Source organism: Candidatus Bathyarchaeia archaeon (assembly GCA_038883335.1).
Taxonomy (GTDB): Archaea; Thermoproteota; Bathyarchaeia; order Hecatellales; family Hecatellaceae; genus JAVZMI01.
Map to the genome: position 1 here is coordinate 50,140 of JAVZMI010000004.1, position 17,542 is coordinate 67,681.

Consider the following 17,542-nt stretch of genomic DNA (forward strand, 5'->3'; position numbering starts at 1 on the left):
CATCATTGTTGACTATATGGGCATTGAGGAGACTGTTAGAGAACGGCAAAGAAGGGTTACTTTATCTGGTAATCGCTGGGAAGATTATGTGAGATTGTTCCTTAATGAGAAATTGCAAGGGACAGGTATAGAAATCATAATCGGTAAGAGTGAAGAGACTGTAAAAAAATAGGAGTGAAATATTGTGGAAGATGCTTACTCTCCCCCTCAAAATGTCCAATACTCAGAATACTGTTTGGGGAGATCTTGACCTTGTGGCTGTCGAAGGAGAAATTCCAATAACTATTATAAGCTGTAAGACCAGCTTACACGGCCGCCTTACTGAGACCTTGTTCTGGAGCCTATTGTTTAGGATGCTTACCCGAACAAAGATCGTGCTAGCAACACCTGACGCTGGAGCTGGAAGACCTGAGGAGTTAAGGTCTGAATGGGGAACAGAGGAGAATCCCAGTAAGGATCGTTTGCTTGCGGAATCGTATCTGGACGGCGTTTATGTAGAGAATGTGCCGGAGTTTTGTAAGCTTCAGGAACCTACAGCTTTGGGCGGCGTAATTAGACCTTTAAACGAGCTACCAGATGACATTAAAAGGTGGGCTGAGGAAATTTCAAGATTTATCCGCGGAAGAAACAGTTTTTAACATTTTCTCTAGCTTTTCTTGGAAAATACCATGTTCTTTTAGCCTTCTTATTGCTAACTCGCAATAGTTTCTATTGATTTCTACACCAATCCCAATCCTATTGGTTTCGAGGCATGCAAGCAGAGTTGTCCCGCTGCCTAGAAAGGGATCAAACACCGTATCTCCAACAAAACTAAACAATTTTATACATCTTCTTGGAAGTTCTAGGGGAAATGGCGCCGGGTGGCCTATTTTACTTCTATTTTCACCACCGAAGTTCCACACACCATTAGTCCATTCAATAAACTCATCTCTAGTTATGTCAGACTTCCCTTTATTTAGCTTCTCCCACCTCTTCTTGTAGAGTACCACGATGACTTCAACAGGGGCTATAACATATGGTGCGGATGCGCTTAACCATGAACCCCACGCAGTCCTTCTTGAAATGTTTTGCTCGTTCCATATGATAGTAGAATGGTAATTCCATCCAGCCTCCTTCGCCTTAACCGTGATATCAGCACAAACGCTCTGTTGGCCGCCTTTATTCTTGTCTAAAGGAATATTCAAGCATAATCTTCCATCTGGCTTGGAAAAATTATAACATCTAGCCAACCACTTCTCAGTAAATTCCAAATACTCGTCATAGGGGATGTTATCGTTATAATTCTCATATTTAATATCCACATCATAAGGTGGAGATGTCACGATGAGATCTACACTATTTTCTTTAATGGCGGTTGTTGTCAGAATATCGTCACAGTAGATGAGTATCGAGTTACTTTTAAAGTAGGGCTCTGTCACTTGTTAGGCTTCCTCACTCACGCATATTTACACGTATAGGTATAGCTCTTCCTGACCCCCCTTATTTTCTGGCCGATAACCTTATACGCTCTTAAGATAGTCTCTTCCCTCACGTTTTAACTTTTCCCAATTAAAAAGATGTTTAGACACAAATATTAAGCAACCGCGTCAGAATGCAACATATGTAGCCCCTGGCAAAGCTCTCTCCTATAAGATTTACCTGATTAAGTCAAGTTAATATCATTGATTACCTGTGGCTTTTCAACATCATATACATCTTCCGTGCAGCCTCCAAATCCGTTATTGTGTTTATATTGAAGAATGTTAGGAGTTCAGAGTCAAACCGTCTAAGCTCGCGGGTGGGCACATAGATCACCTTACCTATCCCCTCGATTAGGATCCTGACCGGAGGGTTTGAACCCTTGAACGCAACCTTACCAGCCCTGCGAAGGGCCTTAACCCTGTAGACCGAGTGGAGAGGTTCGATGTACCCGCTGGGCCAACGCGGTACAGCGGCATCTGCCCCCAAGGCGCTCTCGAAGAGATAACCAATTACCCTCGGCTCTACGAAAGGGGCGTCACATGGAAGGACAACCGTGTAGTCAGCCTCTGACGCCTCAGCCCCAGTGAGTATGCCCGCTACGGGTCCGCACTCTGAGATGGTATCCTTAACCACCTCTACTTCTCCCGGTAAAACCGTCTTATAACGGTCGATTTCACCTTCTTTGCTTATTACGACCGTGACAGCGTCTACGATATCTGCAACCCTTTGCACGATGTGGGCTAGCAGAGGCTTAGACCCAAGGTTTACTAAGGCTTTATCTGTCCACCCCATCCTAACGCTGTTCCCTCCAGCTAGGATTATGGCGCCCCTCCTCAGCCTAGACATGGTTAACCTAGATGAGAGAAATCCCCCAACCTATAAGTTATACATAATCTCAAGCCCCGCGATATGCAAATTAAGTTCAGGAGTCTAGTGAGTGTTGAGGGGGGAAAGATGGTTGAAGCCGTATTAGTGATAGATATGGCGAGGGATTTCGTGACTGGTAGACTTAAGGCTGAGAGGAGCTCGAGGATAATTCCGAAGCTCAAGATGCTGCTAGAAGCTGCCAGGCGGAGTGGGCGACCCGTAATCTACGTGAACGATGCACATCTACCACTAGACAGTGAACTCTCCATCTGGGGAGAACACTCCATGGCTGGAAGCGAAGAGGCTAAAGTAATCGACGAACTGAAACCACAAAATAAAGATTACATTCTAGGCAAGCGAACATACAGTGCATTCTACGAGACGGGCCTCGATCCACTTTTAAGGCAGCTTGGCGTGGATACAGTGGTGTTAACTGGGCTCCATACAAATATCTGCGTAAGACATACGGCTGCTGACGCCCTCTTCAGGGGCTACAAAATAATTGTACCTGAAGATTGCGTGGATGCCTCCACCGAGAGAGAACACGTAGAGGGTCTAGAATACTTAAAGAGGATCTACGGTGCCGAGCTGGTCAGTTCTAGGGAACTAGCGGGGCGATGGCTCAGAGACTATTGACTAAAAAAAGTCGAGTCCATGTATAAAACTTCAGATGTTGGGATCCTATAGAACACTCACAAGTCGAGATATTATAACAAGGTCTCTCGAGAACATCAAAAAGAGGCAGGATATGTTTTTATAAAAGAGTGTTTTTTATAGGCGAGAATCTCGAGAAACCTAAAAGTGAATAGAACTAAGCGTGGAGGTGAGTGTGTAGGTTGGCTATGGGTCTGATACGGCTTCGTCTCACTATGCTCGGTACAGTGGCGCTCATAGTCGCCGTGTCAACCCTATTCTTCACAGTCCTCCTCAGCTCCGTGGGAGCTAGCCTACTCTTCATAGTTCCCATTATAATCATATTCAACATCCTACAGTGGCTATTCGCCCCCAAAATGATAAACGCAATGTATAGAGTGGAAGAGATCCCACGCTCTAGGAATCCTTTACTTCACGAGACCGTCGAAGAACTTAGCCGAAAGGTCGGCATAAAGAAGCCGAAGTTGATGATGGCAAACATCTCCGTCCCCAATGCTTTCGCCTACGGCTCACCTCTCACTGGGAATATGGTGGCAGTAACTAGGGGGCTGCTTGACACTCTCGAGTACGAGGAGGTGGAGGCGGTACTAGGCCACGAGATCGGCCATCTAAAGCATCGGGATGTTCAGGTTATGATGTTCGTATCAGTCCTCCCAGCCATATTCTATTACATAGCCTACTCAATGATGCTCTCAGCTTGGTTGGGAGGCTACAGTGGAAGACGGAACGGAGTCGGCGGCGCCATGCTAATAGGTCTAGTTGCGATGGCTTTCTACTGGATACTCTCCCTAACAGTCCTCGGTTTGAGCCGTCAACGCGAGTACTATGCTGACAGGCGGAGTGTAATGATAGTAGAGGACGGTGCAAGAAAGCTCTCTGAAGGCTTAGCGAAGATAGTAACTTACACAGGCCGGATGAAGCTTAGATCACACCAAGAAGTTGGCAGGTTCAACGCGTTTAGAACCCTCTTCATCGCAGACCCTGAGAGGTCAGACCATGACTCGGCAGCACTTCTAAGGAGCCGTGGAGCCACCTCTGACCAGATGCTTGTGAGCGAGCTACTCTCGAGGAAGGTAACTACGGCCGATAGGGTGCTAGAGCTGTTTACTACACACCCAAACATTGTGAAGCGGTTAAGAGTCTTAGAACAACTAAGGAGAGCCTAACCGGAGTGGTTACCAGAACCTTCTTCGGAGCGCCTTCTTTTCGGCCTCGATGATGCCTTCGAAGAACTCTTCATCGGGCCTCTTGACTTTAATGAGGAGGTCTTCTATATCCTCTGGACGGAGACCGTGCCCTGCGAGGGCCAATGCCGCAGTACTCCCGTAGCTTGATATGAGCTTGGCTGAGTCGAGGATATACCTGTAGAGTTTCTCCTCCTTGCCTTTGAATGTTTTCACTTTTCTCTCTGAAATATCTCTCACACTGTCTTCGGCATCCTTAGCCATGCCTATCGCTGCGGAGCCGCAGTGGGGGCATCTTAGTTTACTGGGAAGGCCCTTTATCTGTAAAGTTGCTAGATATTTCCAGCAATTAGTGCATACGAAGACTGCGGCTTCATTCAGCAACCTCGCTCGAGCTGACTTGACAAGTATGCTCCTCATCTTCTCAGGCGGGATAAGATCGGTCTTTCGACCTATCTTCGTGACTCCGATTCTCGCCGTCGGCGTGGCCTCCTTGAGGTTTGTGATAGGCGTTATCGTGATTGAGCCCTCCTCGATTCTTTTGAGGACCTCTTTTGTGTTTTCTAAATCCATATCGGTGTTTAATGTATCTTTAAGTGCCTCATCGAAGATGACTGTCCCTTTAAAACCGTCGAGCAACTGCTTCAGGCTTATAGTACTGAAGTCAGCCTGCTTTGAGAGCGCCCCAAACTTTCTAGCAACATGGATCAGCCTACGCTTGAAGATGCCAGTCTTGGTGACTGCTTCAACTGCCAAACTATCGATATCTGATTTGGTGAGGCTGTGGAGAACGTCCAATACGTCCTTGACCTTCAGACCCTTTTCTGTACGGATAACTATTCGGTAGGGATCTTCCTGAACTCCGACCACTTGGCCGATCCTATCCGAGAGGAGGTGGCCAAGCATTCTGGCCAGCGTCTTATTTACGAGGGAGCCGAAGCAGCACTGTAGGATTATGTAGTCTTCCCACTCCTCGACGGTAATCCTACTGTCAGAAGGAACCGGATAACCTTGGGCGATTTGATCGAGAATCTCGCTGATGGCATCACCGATAACGCTTCTAGCAGCCGGATATCTGGTTGAGAGTTCACTCGCGATCTGGTCTCTGGTACTACCAGCTTTAAGCCTCTCTTCTACGAATCGCCGAATACCGCCGACCTCCATCGCTACATCGAAGGGCACTGGAATCTCTTCCCCAACCCAGCTTGGTATAGCTCCTGTGGGGTCCTCCACAGCCTTAACGTAAACCTTATCTTCATGGATGCTTAGGATCTTCCAAGCGCTGCCTCTGACTATAAATTTCACACCGGGTTCGCCGAATTCAGCCACGAATGCTTCATCTAGCACCCCTATAGGGGATTCCGAAGCCTCGTCCACTACGAGGAACTGCTTCTCGTCCGGGATCATGGAAAGATTTCCAAAGTAGTATTCATAAAGGTCCTTTGTCTTCTTGGGTCTGAGGAAGACCTGATCCTCAGCGGACAACCAAGCCAGTCTGGGAAACCTATTATGCATGTATGTGAGAACTTTCTCGAGGTCGACCTCATCCAGATCTCTATACGGGTAGGTCGATTTGAAGAGTTTCAGAACCTCGAGGAAGTGCCATCTGCCCTTCTGGATTATGAGCCCTACCAGTTGGTGAGTTAGTGCATCGTAAGGCTTCTCAGGGATGAACACTGGTTCGAGGTCGTCAGCCATGGCCCGCCTCGCGATGACCATTGCTTCAAGGGTATCATCTGAGTCTAGTGTTACCACAACGCCTTTAGGTATACGGCCTATCCTATGTCCGCTCCTGCCTACTCGCTGAACCAGCCTCGTGACCTGCCGTGGGGAGTTATATTGGACGACCAAGTCGATCCTTCCAACATCGATGCCTAACTCTAGAGAGCTTGTACATACTAGGCCTTTCAGCTTGCCACTCTTAAGGCCCTTCTCCGCCATGACTCTAGATGGTTTGGCTAGGCTGCCGTGATGTATGCTCACCGGAAAATTTAGATCCCAAACCTTGAACCTGCTCGCTAAAACTTCAGCCACAGATCTGGTATTGGTGAAGAGGAGGACAGAGTTATGTTTCTCTATCATATCCCTGATTACGCGGAGCCTAGCAGCTACCTCCGGGTGGGTGTAGAGTTTCGCCGCAAGCTCATAGTCTTCGCTAGAAGGCTTAGGGTAGAGGATCTGGAGTTTAATGTCCCGGGCTATAGAAACCTTGACTATCTCACAGCTTCTCATGCCTACCAAAAACTTCGCAACCCTGTCTGGAGAGCCAATTGTGGCTGAGAGGCCCACCACCTGGAAGTCCCTCTCAACTATCCATCTAAGCCTCTCCAGACCAAGGACAAGTTGGCTTCCCCGCTTATCGGAAGCTAGCTCATGGATCTCGTCGATGATAACCCATTTGACTGCTCTTAGGTGGCGGCGCATAAGCTTCCCGGGAAGGATTGCCTGGAGTGTCTCAGGGGTAGTTATTAACACCTCAGGCGGACTTCGGGCCTGTCTGCTCCTCTCCGAAACCTCTGTGTCGCCATGCCTTACCGCAACCTTCACGTCTAGTCGTTTACACCACCATTCTAGCCGTTCTAGGAGGTCACGGTTTAATGCCCTGAGGGGGGTTATGTAGATGACGGCAACTCCCTGGGGCCTCTCAGGTGTGGTGATGAGGTTGTTCAAGATCGGGAGGAAGGCAGCTTCAGTCTTGCCGGTGGCTGTAGGTGCGATGAGTAGGACATTCTTACCCTCGAGGATTAGAGGTATTGCCCGCCTTTGAGGTTCGGTAGGGACAGAGAAACCTCTCTCCTTTACGGCCTCCTGGAGTGGTTTGGCCAATAGCGTAAACACGTTCTCCGTCGGCTCCGTGGTCATCTTCAACCATTAAATGAGTGAAGGTGGCGGTAGAAAAACCATCCGAAGAAATGAGCGTTGGGATCTTTTCCGAAATTGATTTATTCCTTAGGGTTGTTATCTTTGCCGTCTATAGTTGTGAAGTGGCAGGGCTGTGATTCAAGGGGAAGATAGCTGCGGCGCCGAGGCAGATCGGAAGACCTTGACCTCTTCTAGGAAGGAGTGGCTTCGTATGGGTGTAACTTTGGCAGCTACGGTTCTGGTGATTGTGGGCGTGTGGGCAGGTATGGTATATCTTCTCCAAACTTCAAATCCTATAGCTTTTGTAACTGGGACTAGCATGTTGCCGGTTATGAGGGAGGGGGATCTGGTGGTTTTAAAGGGCACAAGCGCTCAAGAGATCTCTAGGGACTTTCAGGCTGGTGACAGCAACATTATCATAGTCTTCAGGAGCCCGAGTTCTAATACGTTCATAATTCACAGGGTGATCGCTGTAGAGTATGATGATCTGAATAATCCGGTTGGCTTTAGAACGCAGGGCTATAATGTCCCTTACCCTGACCCGGGAACCGTCAAGGAGAGCGATATTGTTGGAAGGGTGATATATTGTGTCCCCTACCTTGGTTACCTAATAATCTTTTTCGGCTCTCTTGAAGGTAGGATCATAAGCGGCGCGATCATAGTTATATTGGTCATCTGGACTGTGGTTGATGAGAGAAGGAGAGTTGGACAGGCAAAGCAGGCTTAGCGCCGTAGAGAGCTTTATATAGCGGGATAATGATAAAGTTTATATATAAAGCTTATAAAGGTGCCCTCCCGTTAAAAGGTGATATTTTGCCGAAAGCCAAGGCTACCGTCAATATTGAGAACGTTGTAGCTTCCGCTACATTGGAACATACAGTAGATCTGGACGCCATAACTAAATCCTTCCCCACTGCTGAGTATAGGCCTGAACAGTTTCCCGGTTTGGTCTTCAGGTTGAAGAAGCCAAAGACGGCAACTCTGATTTTTAACTCTGGGAAGATGGTTTGTACTGGTGCAAAGTCGGAAGCTCAGGCGATCAAGGCTGTTGAGAAGGTTGTTAAGGAGTTGAAGAGCCGCGGTATAGTAATAATAGGGAAGACGAAGACTCAGATCCAGAATATAGTAGCTTCAGCTAACCTCAATGGGCATATAGATCTTGAGCAGGCGGCTTACCGGTTGGGGAGGACGCTCTACGAACCTGAGCAGTTCCCAGGCTTAATCTATAGGATGGATGAGCCGAAGGTGGTGATCCTCCTCTTCGCCAGTGGAAAGCTTGTCTGTACTGGAGCGAAGAAGGAGGAGGAGGTCTACGCCTCGGTGAACAAGCTCCACCAGAGGCTTGAGGATGAGAAGATAATACACTATGACTGAGCTGGGTTACTTGAGTTTTTGATTTTTGTGAAATTTTCAGCTTGGTTTATTATATGAACAAATGAGCACGCTTAATGTCTGATTTCTGGCATCATTGCTCTTTTTACTCTAAAGAACTAAGAGGGTATAGGTAGGAGTCGTGCGCTTAAAGCAAAGAGACGAAGTGAGTTTGAGCGTGCATAGCTGAATCCGCTTGGTGGATGTGATCATCAACCTTTTCTAGCCCTATACGGGTTGATGAAAAGGTTTTAAGCTAATTGCTCCCCTCTAATATGGCGACATTGAGAACATTATGGCAGGTTACTCTCAGCTTAGTTGCCATAGCTATCGCCCTACTCTTCGGCTTATATCCAATCAACATAATCGTCATCGTAATCATAATTCTAATAATGCTCTACAACCTAAGAAAGGGGAAAACCTGAAGCCTCCAACCAAAACCTTCCACATCCAAAATTACTCGACGCTAATCTGTGCACCTCTATTGTCTGCTGCCGCATGGAAAACCAGCCCCCCAACACCTCGAGAGATGAATCTCCACACCACCTCTGTTAGAGACCTCGCAGCCTCCAACCCACGAACCAACCCATATACCGCTGGGCCCCATGAACTCTGACCTACCCCATACGCACCCTCTCTAAGCATCAAATCTATGCACTCAGCCCCAAGAAGGCTACCGAATATTCCGCCTTGGTAGTTTCGGAAAAATTCGCCAACAAACCTCTGAATACGAGTGAGGGATTCTCCGAATACCTCTATATCCTCCTCCTCTAAGGCTGGCAGCATCCTCATAAGAATTAGGCGGCAGATCTCTCCCAAGTTTACATCACTACACTTGAACTCCTTGAACACTGATATTTCAGTCTCACCACTTAGCCCCCTCCCCACACCTGGGATCGCAACAACGAAGAACCAGTCCTCTGGAAAACTTCGGCGAACAAGGAGTGGAGGGATACCCGAAGTTGGGGCAACTACACCGTCTCCGCATCTTAGCCCACCATCTAATATGAAGCCTCCACCTTCAAACGCAGCCGTACCTATCCCTGAGATTGAACCTCTACCCATGATTGCAGCCAGCTGCCTGACAGACAACCCAACCCCCAACAGCTTAGACAAGGCTGCGGCTACTGCAAGGGATAACTGCGTCCCAGACCCAAGCCCGACATGTCGAGGAATCATCTGCCTAACAACGAGGCGAACACCTGCATCTATACCGTGAAACCTCAGAAACCTCTTCGCAGCGGCCTCCGCAAGTTCAGCCTCATCACCTACAACCTCAATTTCTCGGTTTGGGGATGCCTCCAACACGACATTTGGCCGATCTACAGCGACACCGATAGAGCCATACATACGGCCAAAACTTCCAGTTGGATTAATTATGCCTAAGTGGAGCCTTGCGGGGGTCTTGACGTAGACTCGCAAAGTTCAGCCCTCCAAGACTCGACCTTACTGACTAGATCCGCCATTAAGAGAGCGTAACGTGAGGCTGGCGCCACCCTGCCTATTAGATCTTTGTAATGGTTTATCAGTAAGAGCAACGGTTCCACCTCTTTAACTCTGCCTGAGGATAAATATTCCCTCACCTTGGTCGCATAGATTATACTCTCTATAAGAGCGAACGTAGCCCTAGAGTAGGGTTTAGGATAAACCTTCTTAACTTCAAGCCGTGAGGCTACACAAATAAACTGCGCCCTCTCAACGCTTATCTTAGACTGACCAACCACCTGAAATTCTAAGTAAGCCTCAGCCCCCTTCAATCTTGGAGCGTCAACCGATTCGGCCGCTATAAACCATTCACATGGAACAGCTTCCATTTCACTCCGCCCCTTAACGGCGGTTCTATAGAATAGCTCCGGGTCTGATGTCAAGTTAACGACGCCGCACCCTTTCACAACGAGGTTGAGGTAAGTATGAGAAGTGAGGTAGGGGCGTATAACTAGCCTCCCTTCCTCTAAGGTTACGCCCATGGGCGCTGCATTGGGCTCTCCTCTCCCATTATAAGTGGAGACTATCACCTCAACTGTCTCGCCTTTGGTAAAGCCTAGTTTTATAAGTTCACATTCTGGCACGGCAGCCAAGGGTCTTCACCTACTTTATACTTTACCGTCATATATTTAGAGGACAACTGGGCTTTTAGGAAGATGGATTATGAAACTGGAAGACTGGTGGCCCTGGTATGAGAAGATAGCCAAGATCTTCTACTTGAATCCCGCCGAAGATCAGAGGGCAGCAGACCTACTCAGCAGCATCATAGGAAAGAGAGCCGCCCACCTCGAAGATTTAAGGCGGAAGGTGGAAGGCAGACCTGTGATTATCTTCGGAGCAGGCCCCTCCTTGGAAGAGAATTTGGGAGAAGCACTTAAAGTGATAGACCGCTTTGAATGGTGCATAGTCTCAGCCGATGGTGCGACAACGGCCCTTATGAAGGCTAATCTTACCCCCGAGCTTATAGTCACCGACCTTGATGGGAGGATTAAGGATATACTAGAGGCTCAGAAGGCTGGAGCTCTGACCGTCATCCACGCTCATGGCGACAATATTGAGGCCTTGAAAGGCTATCTGCCCGTCTTCCACGGCGAAATGGTTGGAACCACACAGGTTCAGCCGCGGCTAGGCGTCTACAACTTCGGCGGCTTCACCGATGGAGACCGCTGCGCCTTCCTTGCTGAAGCACTTGACGCCGTACTCATTGTTCTGGCTGGAATGGATCTTGGCTCAGTGGTGGGCAAGTACTCGAAGCCACACCTTGAAGCTGACAGCCCGGCTTGGGAGGCGAAGCGTAAGAAACACCAAATAGCCAAGGAACTCTTGTCTTGGCTCTCGAAGCATTCCAGAATGAAGATATTAAACGCCACAGGTTGCGGGGAGAAGATATGGGGAGTCCCGAACATTCGATTCGAGAACTTAGCCAGATGGAGAAACCTCACCGTTAGCTAATGGCAACTTGTCTAGAGGTGTGTTAATTGAAGGTTCTCGTAGTTACAGGCCAGCTGGCCTCCGACACCGTAAAACGCTATGTAAGGAAGAGCCCCGTGCCCATAGAAGTTATGGTTCTGCCCAAACAGGTAGCCGCCCTAATGACGACGCGTTATATCGCGGAGGCACTGGCATCTAGAGATCTTACAGGCTTTGACATGATACTTGTCCCAGGGATGATGATGGGAGACACGCTCCAAATACAGAAGAAAGTCGGGGTGCCGACTTTCAAGGGCCCAAGGCAAGCAGCTGACCTCCCAGCAGTTCTAAACCAAATAGCCCACGACAAGAAGATGCTGTCCACCACTAGACCAGCCTGCGAGTTGCTTGGAGATAACTTGAAGAGGAGGGCCATTAAAGAATTGAACCGCCTTAGGTCGGAGACAGCTGAAAAGGCAAAGAGACTAGGCAAATTCGCCATAGGCTCCGACGCGGGGAGAGTCTGGGTAGGAAGAGACCTCCCCCCACTTATATTAGCTGAGATCGTGAACGCACAACAACTCAGCAAAAGAGAACTCCAACAGTGGGCACGCTACTATGTTAGATCTGGGGCTGACATCATAGATGTAGGGATGGCTGCAGGTGGGGGGCAGCCAGAGGGAGCTGCGCGGGCTGTCAAAGTTCTCAAGCAAACCGTCAGGAAGCCTGTCAGCATCGACTCAAATGATGTAGAGGAGATAAGATCAGCGGTTGAGGCAGGGGTAGACCTGATTCTTAGTGTGAACGCTGATAATATGCCGGCAGTTGCGAAATTCGCCTCTGAGGTTCCAGTGGTCGTGACACCTATCTCCACAGAGTCAACTCCTACAGGCGTGGCTGAGAAGGTTGCCAACTTGGAGAGGAATATAGCCCAAGCGAAATCCCTCGGATTCAAGCGGATTATTGGTGACCTCATTCTGAATCCACCACTCCTACCAAGCCTCCAGAGTTCTCTAGAGGCATACTACAGGTTTGCTGAGAGGAACCCCGAAACCCCGCTACTCATGGGGATAGGTAATGTAACCGAGCTGGTGGACGTAGATTCGATAGGCGTTAACTTCATCCTCGCAGCTCTCGGGTTTGAACTTGGGGCAGCTGTCCTCTTCACCACAGAGGCGAGTGACAAGACGAGAGGCTGCGTCAGAGAACTCTCAACAGCCGTCCAGATGCTCCAGTTGGCGAAAAAGAGAGGCTCACCCCCCAAGGATCTGGGAGCAGATCTTCTCATCTTTAAAGAAAAGCGAAGAGTGGAGCCTCCAGCTGAGAAGTTACCCTTGAACGTGAAGGTAGTGAACGCGGCGGAGAGACCAAAGTTTACTTACGATCAAAAAGGCTGCTTTAAGATAGCCCTTGACCGGCGGCGTGGAAAGATAATCATGTACCATTACCCTACTGGCTCGACTAAACCTAAACTGGTGATCAGAGGGCGTAGACCAGTCGAACTATACACGGCAGCCATAGCGGAGGGGCTCATCTCAAGTCTAAGCCATGCAGCATACTTAGGCAGCGAGTTGGAGAAGGCACGCTTGGCGCTTGAAACGGGTAGGAGCTATATCCAAGACAGAACTACCGAAAGCGTATTCTATAAGGGCCAAACTTTCTGAGGCTCAGCAATCGTTTGAGTGCATACGCGTCGGCTTAACTATAAAATTTTTAAGATGCTGGCATAGCATAAGACCTAAGCGTACGCATTCGCCAACCCTAGTTTCCAGTTAGCCCACTAGGGTATCTAAATGCTGTAGACATTCCAACATATATGGGAGTATGCTAATTTTTTTGCAACCAGACTTAGGGTGACGGTGTAGATGAAACTGCCTGACGTGCAGAACAAACGGGCAGCCATCCCGATCTCGCTTCAGAAAGTTGGTGTTGTGGGAGTTAAGACGCCAATAGGCTATGTTTCATTCCATGGGAAACCTGTGGTGATAATCCCCACTTTTGACGTCTTCATAGATTTACCCTCGAAGCTCAAAGGCATCCACGCTTCGAGGAGCTATGAGGTGATACTTGAGATTATTGGGAGGCATGTAGGTCAGACATATAAACTCGAGGACATCTGCGCCGTCATAGCCAAGGAACTACTAAATCATCATGTGTATGCTACTAGATCCGAGGTGAAAGCTTACGGAGAAGCTATTCTAGAAAAACCTACACCCAAGCTTAGGAAGATCTCATACGAGTCATGCGACCTCACCGCAAGAGCTGTGGGAAAAAGGGGGGCCGAGGAGGGTGAGTTTAAAATTAGGAAGCAAATCGGAGTTGGAATTACAGGTCTAACAGCGTGCCCCTGCGCCCAAGAGATCCTCCGCGACATCTCCAAGAAGAGTTTAACAGGTTTCAAAGGGATCCCGAAGGAGGTAGCTGACAAATTTTTAGATTCCATACCGATAGCCACACATATGCAGCGGAGTTACAGCTCTATCTTTACGGATGTACCAGAGGGATTCGAGTTAGATGCAGCTCGAATCGCGGACGTAATTGAAGACTCAATGAGTGCCCCAACATTTGGGCTTTTGAAGAGGAGTGATGAGGCGGAGGTAGTTAAGATGGCGGCGGAGAGACCCAGATTCGTGGAGGACTGCATAAGGCATATGATGCGAAATTTCATAAGGAGCTTTCCTGAACTTCCAGATACAGTGGTTGTGGAATTTAAGGTTAGAAGCAGCGAGAGTGTTCATAAACACGACCTAGTGACTAGAAGAAAGATTACCGTGGGCGAACTCAGACGCGAGCTAAGGCGGGCATGCCATAGCGATCAGCCTGCCACCCCTCAACCTTAAAATGAAACCTCAGCGCGGCAATTCAACGATAAGAGATGCGTGCAGCCTTTATCTTTTTTACCACTAGTGTAGAATTTGTGGGTGTTGAGGCGGTTAGGTATGAAGGACCCAGCCGTTAAGTACTTTGCTAAAGGAACCACTGAGAGGGAGAGGGCAGCATTTGAAGGGGGAATAGCCCTCGCTGCTCTCTACCACCAGTTCGTCGGGACGCCTATATCCGGGGCTGACCTCAAGGCGGTAAGAGCGCTCGAGAAGGCTATGGAGCAGACGGCTAAGCTTCAGCCCTTCAGGGAAGATGTAAAAGTCAAGGTCAACACTAAAACACCGAAGGAAAGAGCTAGCCCCTACGACTATGAGACCCTGATGGGCGATCATCTTGATGTTACCGTTAATATCCGATATGGCAAGGCAAAGGCTACAGCCAGACTGAGATACATACCTGAGCTTGATTATCCGCTTATGTATATCGAGGAAATCGGTGAGGAATTATAGGTCAGGACTCAGCGGCGAGGCTTGGAGTTTCTGGCAACCTTGAAAACCTATATTAGGTTGGCACCTCGGGAAGGTGACTATCTGGAAACCCCAGATAGGATTATCTTCAGCGTTAAAGGCATAATCCACCCCCCAGACCGTGTAGTAGCTTACCCAAAATACATCCAAACCAAGGAAGGTTGGAGACGAAGGCAGGGTCGGTGCTACGAACGGATCCCAAGCCTTAGTGAAGCCTGCAAACTACTTAGGAGTAGGTTTCCAGAGTTTTTCCCTTACGACCCCGTATTCGGTTGTGAACAAGGGGAGGTCCCACGCTCGAAGATCTTGCGCTACTTCACACCCGTGTCAGCCCTAGCTGGTCTGCGGAGATTGGTGAGGCTTGACCCCTTGCAACACTGCACGCTAGCTCTCGCGGGCCTCCTGAGGCACAAATCACGAATTCAATTGAGTAAAGTTGGCGTCTCCGGCTCGATCATGCTAGGGCTTCACACGCCAGAATCGGATATCGACCTAGTCTTCTATGGCGAAGAGAGTTGCCGGAAGGTATACCGCACTCTAAGGGAACTCGCCCTCTCGAAGTTAGAGGGCGTTAGGCTATATGAGGAGGAGGATTTGAAGGCACTCTACCGCTCCCGGGTTTTAGATACATCTATGCCCTACGAGGATTTTCTGAGAATTGAACGCGGCAAGGTGCTTCAAGGCAAGTTTCAAGGGCGAGATTACTTCATCAGGTTGGTTAAAGAGCCTAGCGAGATTGGGGAGACTTATGGTGAAGCCTACTATAAGGCTGAGGGGGAAGTTGAATTTAAGGCTGAGGTGGTCGATGACTGTGACTCAATATTTACGCCTTGCCGCTACCTGATAGAAAACATTGAATATTCAAAGGGGCTGAAGGTTGATGATTTGAAGGAGGTGGTTTCTTTTAGAGGGAGGTTCTGTGAGCAAGCCCGGAGAGGGGACACTATCTCCGTTAGGGGAAAGCTGGAGAAGGTTTGTAAGAGAGACGTAGTATATCATAGGGTAGTGGTTGGAAACCAGCGCCAAGAATACATTCTTACGGTGAAGTGATGCCGCGCTCCTTGAGGGTATTTAAAGATAGGGATTACCTCCTAGCTGCCGGAGAACTCTACTTCTGTGTAGTGGGGTACACGCACCCTCCGGATAGGGTGATGGCTTATTTGAAGTATATTTCAGCCAAAGATGGAGAATGGGGTTCTGCTGGCCGAAGGTTCAAGCGGATATTGCCGTATTATACTATCCCCCACATACGTGAGACGTTAAACTTTCTCAGAGAAAACTTCCCAGAGTATGTATTCCATGACCGGTACCTAGAAACAGACTTCTCAGCAGTCCCACTCAAGAGTATAACATTCCACTTCTGCCCAGAGGAGAGGCTTAGGAGACTATTGGAGGTAGGGTGCAAGGATGAACTTGAAAGTGCGGCTGTACAGCTCGTATCGAAGCTTTCAGAAGAGAGCAGAGTGTCCACTGAGTTCTTTGGGGTGACTGGCTCTATACTGATTGGAATCCACCGCCTAGCCGTATCAGATATAGACCTCACCATCCTTGGGAGAGAGAATGCGCTAAAAGTCAAAGATGCCCTGCTAAAACTTTATACCAGCAAAAGTGGCAGCATTAAGAAGTTTTCAGGCGCACTAATGGAAGAATGGTGCAAAAGTAAGGCGGAGCATTACCCCTTAACCTGCAACGAGGCTAAGGTTATCTATGGGAGAAGTTGGAATAGGGGCATCTTCAACGACGTAAACTTCTCCGTTCACCCAATCAGGTTGGATAAAGAGGTTGCTGACGTATACGGGCGTAGAGCCTTCAGGCATATCGGCCCAGTGGAGGTGGAGGCTGCCATAAAGGATGCAAGCGATTCCATCTTCTTACCAGCTACCTACCGTGTGACTGATGCCCGCGTCGTTAGTGGTGTAGAGGTTGATGGTATAGAGGAGGTTGTAAGTTTCGAGGGTCTTTACGGTGGCATATTTCGCGAAGACGAGGTGATATCAGTTCGGGGCATTCTCGAAGAAGTTCGGGATGTTCAAAGTGGGAGAGCATACTACAGAGTTGTGGTAGGCTCTCTGGCGGCTGGGGGGCTGGATTTTATCAAGCCGAAAGAGGAATAGGAACTTTTTGTTACTATCTCAACTAAAGTAAGATTTAAATCATATTAAGAGAACTCTATTTTAGAGGCTTTATGCAACAGGATTCGATGGACACCCTCTTCGACGTTCTCGGCAACGAGACTAGGAGGCGTATAATTAGGCTGCTAGCTGAAGAGCCACGCTACCTCCTACAGTTAGCTAAGGAGCTGGAAGTAAGCCAACAGGCGATCCTGAAACATATGGAGCTTCTCAAACGTTACGGTCTTGTAAACGCTTACGAGGCGGACAGTGAACTTGCAGCCCCACCCCGCAAATACTATGCCCTCGCCAGATCCTTTTACATGACGGTTGGATTAGCTGGTGATACCTGCTATTTCAGAACATACGAGGTACCGCCACGTGTTAAAGAGCCTGCCAAATGCCCAATTGAACTTAAGAGATTAGAAGATAGACTCCAAGAGTTGGAGAAAGTCTCTGACATAGCAAAGAGCCTAGAGATGGCGGATTCGCTGATATGTGAAATCAATAGGGAGACTGAGAGGCTGGAAGAGGCAGAGGCGGCTCTTTTCTGTTTGAGGCAGAAAGCGCTGAACTTAGCTCACAAGAGGATTAGGGAGGCATCGACTGAGCTCCTTGAGAGGGAGATCCTCTACAATATGTTAGGTTCAGACAGACAGGTTGATGTAGACCTACTTGCAGAAGAGTTGAAAACACGGGAGAAGAAGATAAGGGATGCTCTCGCAGCTCTTCAGAAGAGACTCCACTTCCTAGAGAAAAAGACTAGAATCCCCGATGCCTAAGCCCT

The 17,542-nt window shown here is 48.6% G+C and carries 18 protein-coding genes; 13 read left to right on the forward strand and 5 right to left on the reverse strand.

The genetic code is table 11. The features are described from left to right. Positions 1-191 precede the first annotated feature (191 nt). Positions 192-638 (forward strand): BsaWI family type II restriction enzyme, encoded by a 447-nt coding sequence (locus QXJ75_03105; protein MEM3737066.1) that lies wholly within the window; start codon positions 192-194, stop codon positions 636-638. Here the strand turns inward: QXJ75_03105 and QXJ75_03110 are convergent. Together QXJ75_03110 and QXJ75_03115 are read right to left on the reverse strand one after the other, a co-directional pair. Beyond that, positions 606-1,418, reverse strand: a complete 813-nt coding sequence (locus QXJ75_03110; GenBank protein MEM3737067.1) for a site-specific DNA-methyltransferase — start codon at positions 1,416-1,418, stop codon at positions 606-608. The two genes, QXJ75_03105 and QXJ75_03110, sit on opposite strands and share 33 nt — an antisense overlap. A 247-nt stretch (positions 1,419-1,665) precedes the next feature. Next, positions 1,666-2,307 (reverse strand): molybdenum cofactor guanylyltransferase, encoded by a 642-nt coding sequence (locus tag QXJ75_03115; GenBank protein MEM3737068.1) that lies wholly within the window; start codon positions 2,305-2,307, stop codon positions 1,666-1,668. 108 nt (positions 2,308-2,415) lie between these two features. Between QXJ75_03115 and QXJ75_03120 the strand changes: the two genes are divergently transcribed. Both QXJ75_03120 and QXJ75_03125 read left to right on the forward strand, forming a co-directional pair. Further along, on the forward strand, positions 2,416-2,964 hold the full coding sequence (locus QXJ75_03120) for an isochorismatase family cysteine hydrolase (GenBank protein MEM3737069.1): 549 nt from the start codon (positions 2,416-2,418) through the stop codon (positions 2,962-2,964). A gap of 206 nt (positions 2,965-3,170) precedes the next feature. Then, positions 3,171-4,148 carry a zinc metalloprotease HtpX gene (locus QXJ75_03125; GenBank protein MEM3737070.1) on the forward strand — a complete coding sequence of 326 codons (978 nt, stop codon included), beginning with the start codon at positions 3,171-3,173 and terminating at the stop codon, positions 4,146-4,148. A gap of 9 nt (positions 4,149-4,157) precedes the next feature. Here QXJ75_03125 and QXJ75_03130 read toward each other — a convergent pair whose 3' ends face one another. Then, positions 4,158-7,028, reverse strand: coding sequence for a DEAD/DEAH box helicase (locus QXJ75_03130; protein ID MEM3737071.1), 2,871 nt, complete (start codon positions 7,026-7,028; stop codon positions 4,158-4,160). Between the two features lie 133 nt (positions 7,029-7,161). Between QXJ75_03130 and QXJ75_03135 the strand changes: the two genes are divergently transcribed. The 3 genes from QXJ75_03135 to QXJ75_03145 all read left to right on the forward strand — a co-directional run bounded on the left by QXJ75_03135 (position 7,162) and on the right by QXJ75_03145 (position 8,824). Continuing rightward, positions 7,162-7,755, forward strand: a complete 594-nt coding sequence (locus QXJ75_03135) for a signal peptidase I (protein ID MEM3737072.1) — start codon at positions 7,162-7,164, stop codon at positions 7,753-7,755. 86 nt (positions 7,756-7,841) lie between these two features. Next, positions 7,842-8,402, forward strand: coding sequence for a TATA-box-binding protein (locus tag QXJ75_03140; GenBank protein MEM3737073.1), 561 nt, complete (start codon positions 7,842-7,844; stop codon positions 8,400-8,402). 272 nt (positions 8,403-8,674) lie between these two features. Beyond that, the gene (locus tag QXJ75_03145; GenBank protein ID MEM3737074.1) at positions 8,675-8,824 is read left to right on the forward strand and encodes a hypothetical protein; all 150 of its coding nucleotides are present in this window, start codon (positions 8,675-8,677) and stop codon (positions 8,822-8,824) included. A gap of 31 nt (positions 8,825-8,855) precedes the next feature. Here the strand turns inward: QXJ75_03145 and QXJ75_03150 are convergent, their stop codons facing one another. Both QXJ75_03150 and QXJ75_03155 read right to left on the reverse strand, forming a co-directional pair. Next, complete coding sequence (locus QXJ75_03150; protein ID MEM3737075.1) at positions 8,856-9,821, reverse strand: kinase; 966 nt, start codon at positions 9,819-9,821, stop codon at positions 8,856-8,858. Continuing rightward, the gene (locus QXJ75_03155) at positions 9,782-10,468 is read right to left on the reverse strand and encodes a DUF447 family protein (GenBank protein MEM3737076.1); all 687 of its coding nucleotides are present in this window, start codon (positions 10,466-10,468) and stop codon (positions 9,782-9,784) included. The genes QXJ75_03150 and QXJ75_03155 overlap by 40 nt, the downstream gene beginning before the upstream one ends. A gap of 79 nt (positions 10,469-10,547) precedes the next feature. On the opposite strand from QXJ75_03155, the gene QXJ75_03160 reads away from it, so the two are divergent. From QXJ75_03160 to QXJ75_03190, 7 genes are all read left to right on the forward strand, one after another. Beyond that, the gene (locus tag QXJ75_03160) at positions 10,548-11,336 is read left to right on the forward strand and encodes a 6-hydroxymethylpterin diphosphokinase MptE-like protein (GenBank protein ID MEM3737077.1); all 789 of its coding nucleotides are present in this window, start codon (positions 10,548-10,550) and stop codon (positions 11,334-11,336) included. A 26-nt stretch (positions 11,337-11,362) separates the two neighbouring features. After that, positions 11,363-12,958 (forward strand): dihydropteroate synthase-like protein, encoded by a 1,596-nt coding sequence (locus QXJ75_03165; GenBank protein MEM3737078.1) that lies wholly within the window; start codon positions 11,363-11,365, stop codon positions 12,956-12,958. A gap of 201 nt (positions 12,959-13,159) precedes the next feature. Further along, on the forward strand, positions 13,160-14,134 hold the full coding sequence (gene mptA, locus QXJ75_03170) for a GTP cyclohydrolase MptA (GenBank protein ID MEM3737079.1): 975 nt from the start codon (positions 13,160-13,162) through the stop codon (positions 14,132-14,134). Between the two features lie 99 nt (positions 14,135-14,233). Next, positions 14,234-14,626 (forward strand): dihydroneopterin aldolase family protein, encoded by a 393-nt coding sequence (locus QXJ75_03175; GenBank protein ID MEM3737080.1) that lies wholly within the window; start codon positions 14,234-14,236, stop codon positions 14,624-14,626. Between the two features lie 39 nt (positions 14,627-14,665). Beyond that, the gene (locus QXJ75_03180; protein ID MEM3737081.1) at positions 14,666-15,694 is read left to right on the forward strand and encodes a nucleotidyltransferase domain-containing protein; all 1,029 of its coding nucleotides are present in this window, start codon (positions 14,666-14,668) and stop codon (positions 15,692-15,694) included. Positions 15,695-15,705: 11 nt separating this feature from the next. Beyond that, positions 15,706-16,758, forward strand: a complete 1,053-nt coding sequence (locus QXJ75_03185) for a hypothetical protein (GenBank protein MEM3737082.1) — start codon at positions 15,706-15,708, stop codon at positions 16,756-16,758. 86 nt (positions 16,759-16,844) lie between these two features. Continuing rightward, entirely contained in the window at positions 16,845-17,537 is a 693-nt protein-coding gene (locus tag QXJ75_03190) for a helix-turn-helix domain-containing protein (GenBank protein ID MEM3737083.1), read from the forward strand. Positions 17,538-17,542 lie beyond the last annotated feature (5 nt).

Excerpts from the sequence above, each read along its gene's own strand:
- QXJ75_03105 (MEM3737066.1), top strand. The coding sequence starts at position 192 with ATGCTTACTCTCCCCCTCAAAATGTCCAATACTCAGAATACTGTTTGG.
- QXJ75_03115 (MEM3737068.1), bottom strand. The coding sequence starts at position 2,307 with ATGTCTAGGCTGAGGAGGGGCGCCATAATCCTAGCTGGAGGGAACAGC.
- QXJ75_03120 (MEM3737069.1), top strand. The coding sequence starts at position 2,416 with ATGGTTGAAGCCGTATTAGTGATAGATATGGCGAGGGATTTCGTGACT.
- QXJ75_03125 (MEM3737070.1), top strand. The coding sequence starts at position 3,171 with ATGGGTCTGATACGGCTTCGTCTCACTATGCTCGGTACAGTGGCGCTC.
- QXJ75_03130 (MEM3737071.1), bottom strand. The coding sequence starts at position 7,028 with ATGACCACGGAGCCGACGGAGAACGTGTTTACGCTATTGGCCAAACCA.
- QXJ75_03145 (MEM3737074.1), top strand. The coding sequence starts at position 8,675 with ATGGCGACATTGAGAACATTATGGCAGGTTACTCTCAGCTTAGTTGCC.
- QXJ75_03160 (MEM3737077.1), top strand. The coding sequence starts at position 10,548 with ATGAAACTGGAAGACTGGTGGCCCTGGTATGAGAAGATAGCCAAGATC.
- mptA (MEM3737079.1), top strand. The coding sequence starts at position 13,160 with ATGAAACTGCCTGACGTGCAGAACAAACGGGCAGCCATCCCGATCTCG.
- QXJ75_03175 (MEM3737080.1), top strand. The coding sequence starts at position 14,234 with ATGAAGGACCCAGCCGTTAAGTACTTTGCTAAAGGAACCACTGAGAGG.
- QXJ75_03190 (MEM3737083.1), top strand. The coding sequence starts at position 16,845 with ATGGACACCCTCTTCGACGTTCTCGGCAACGAGACTAGGAGGCGTATA.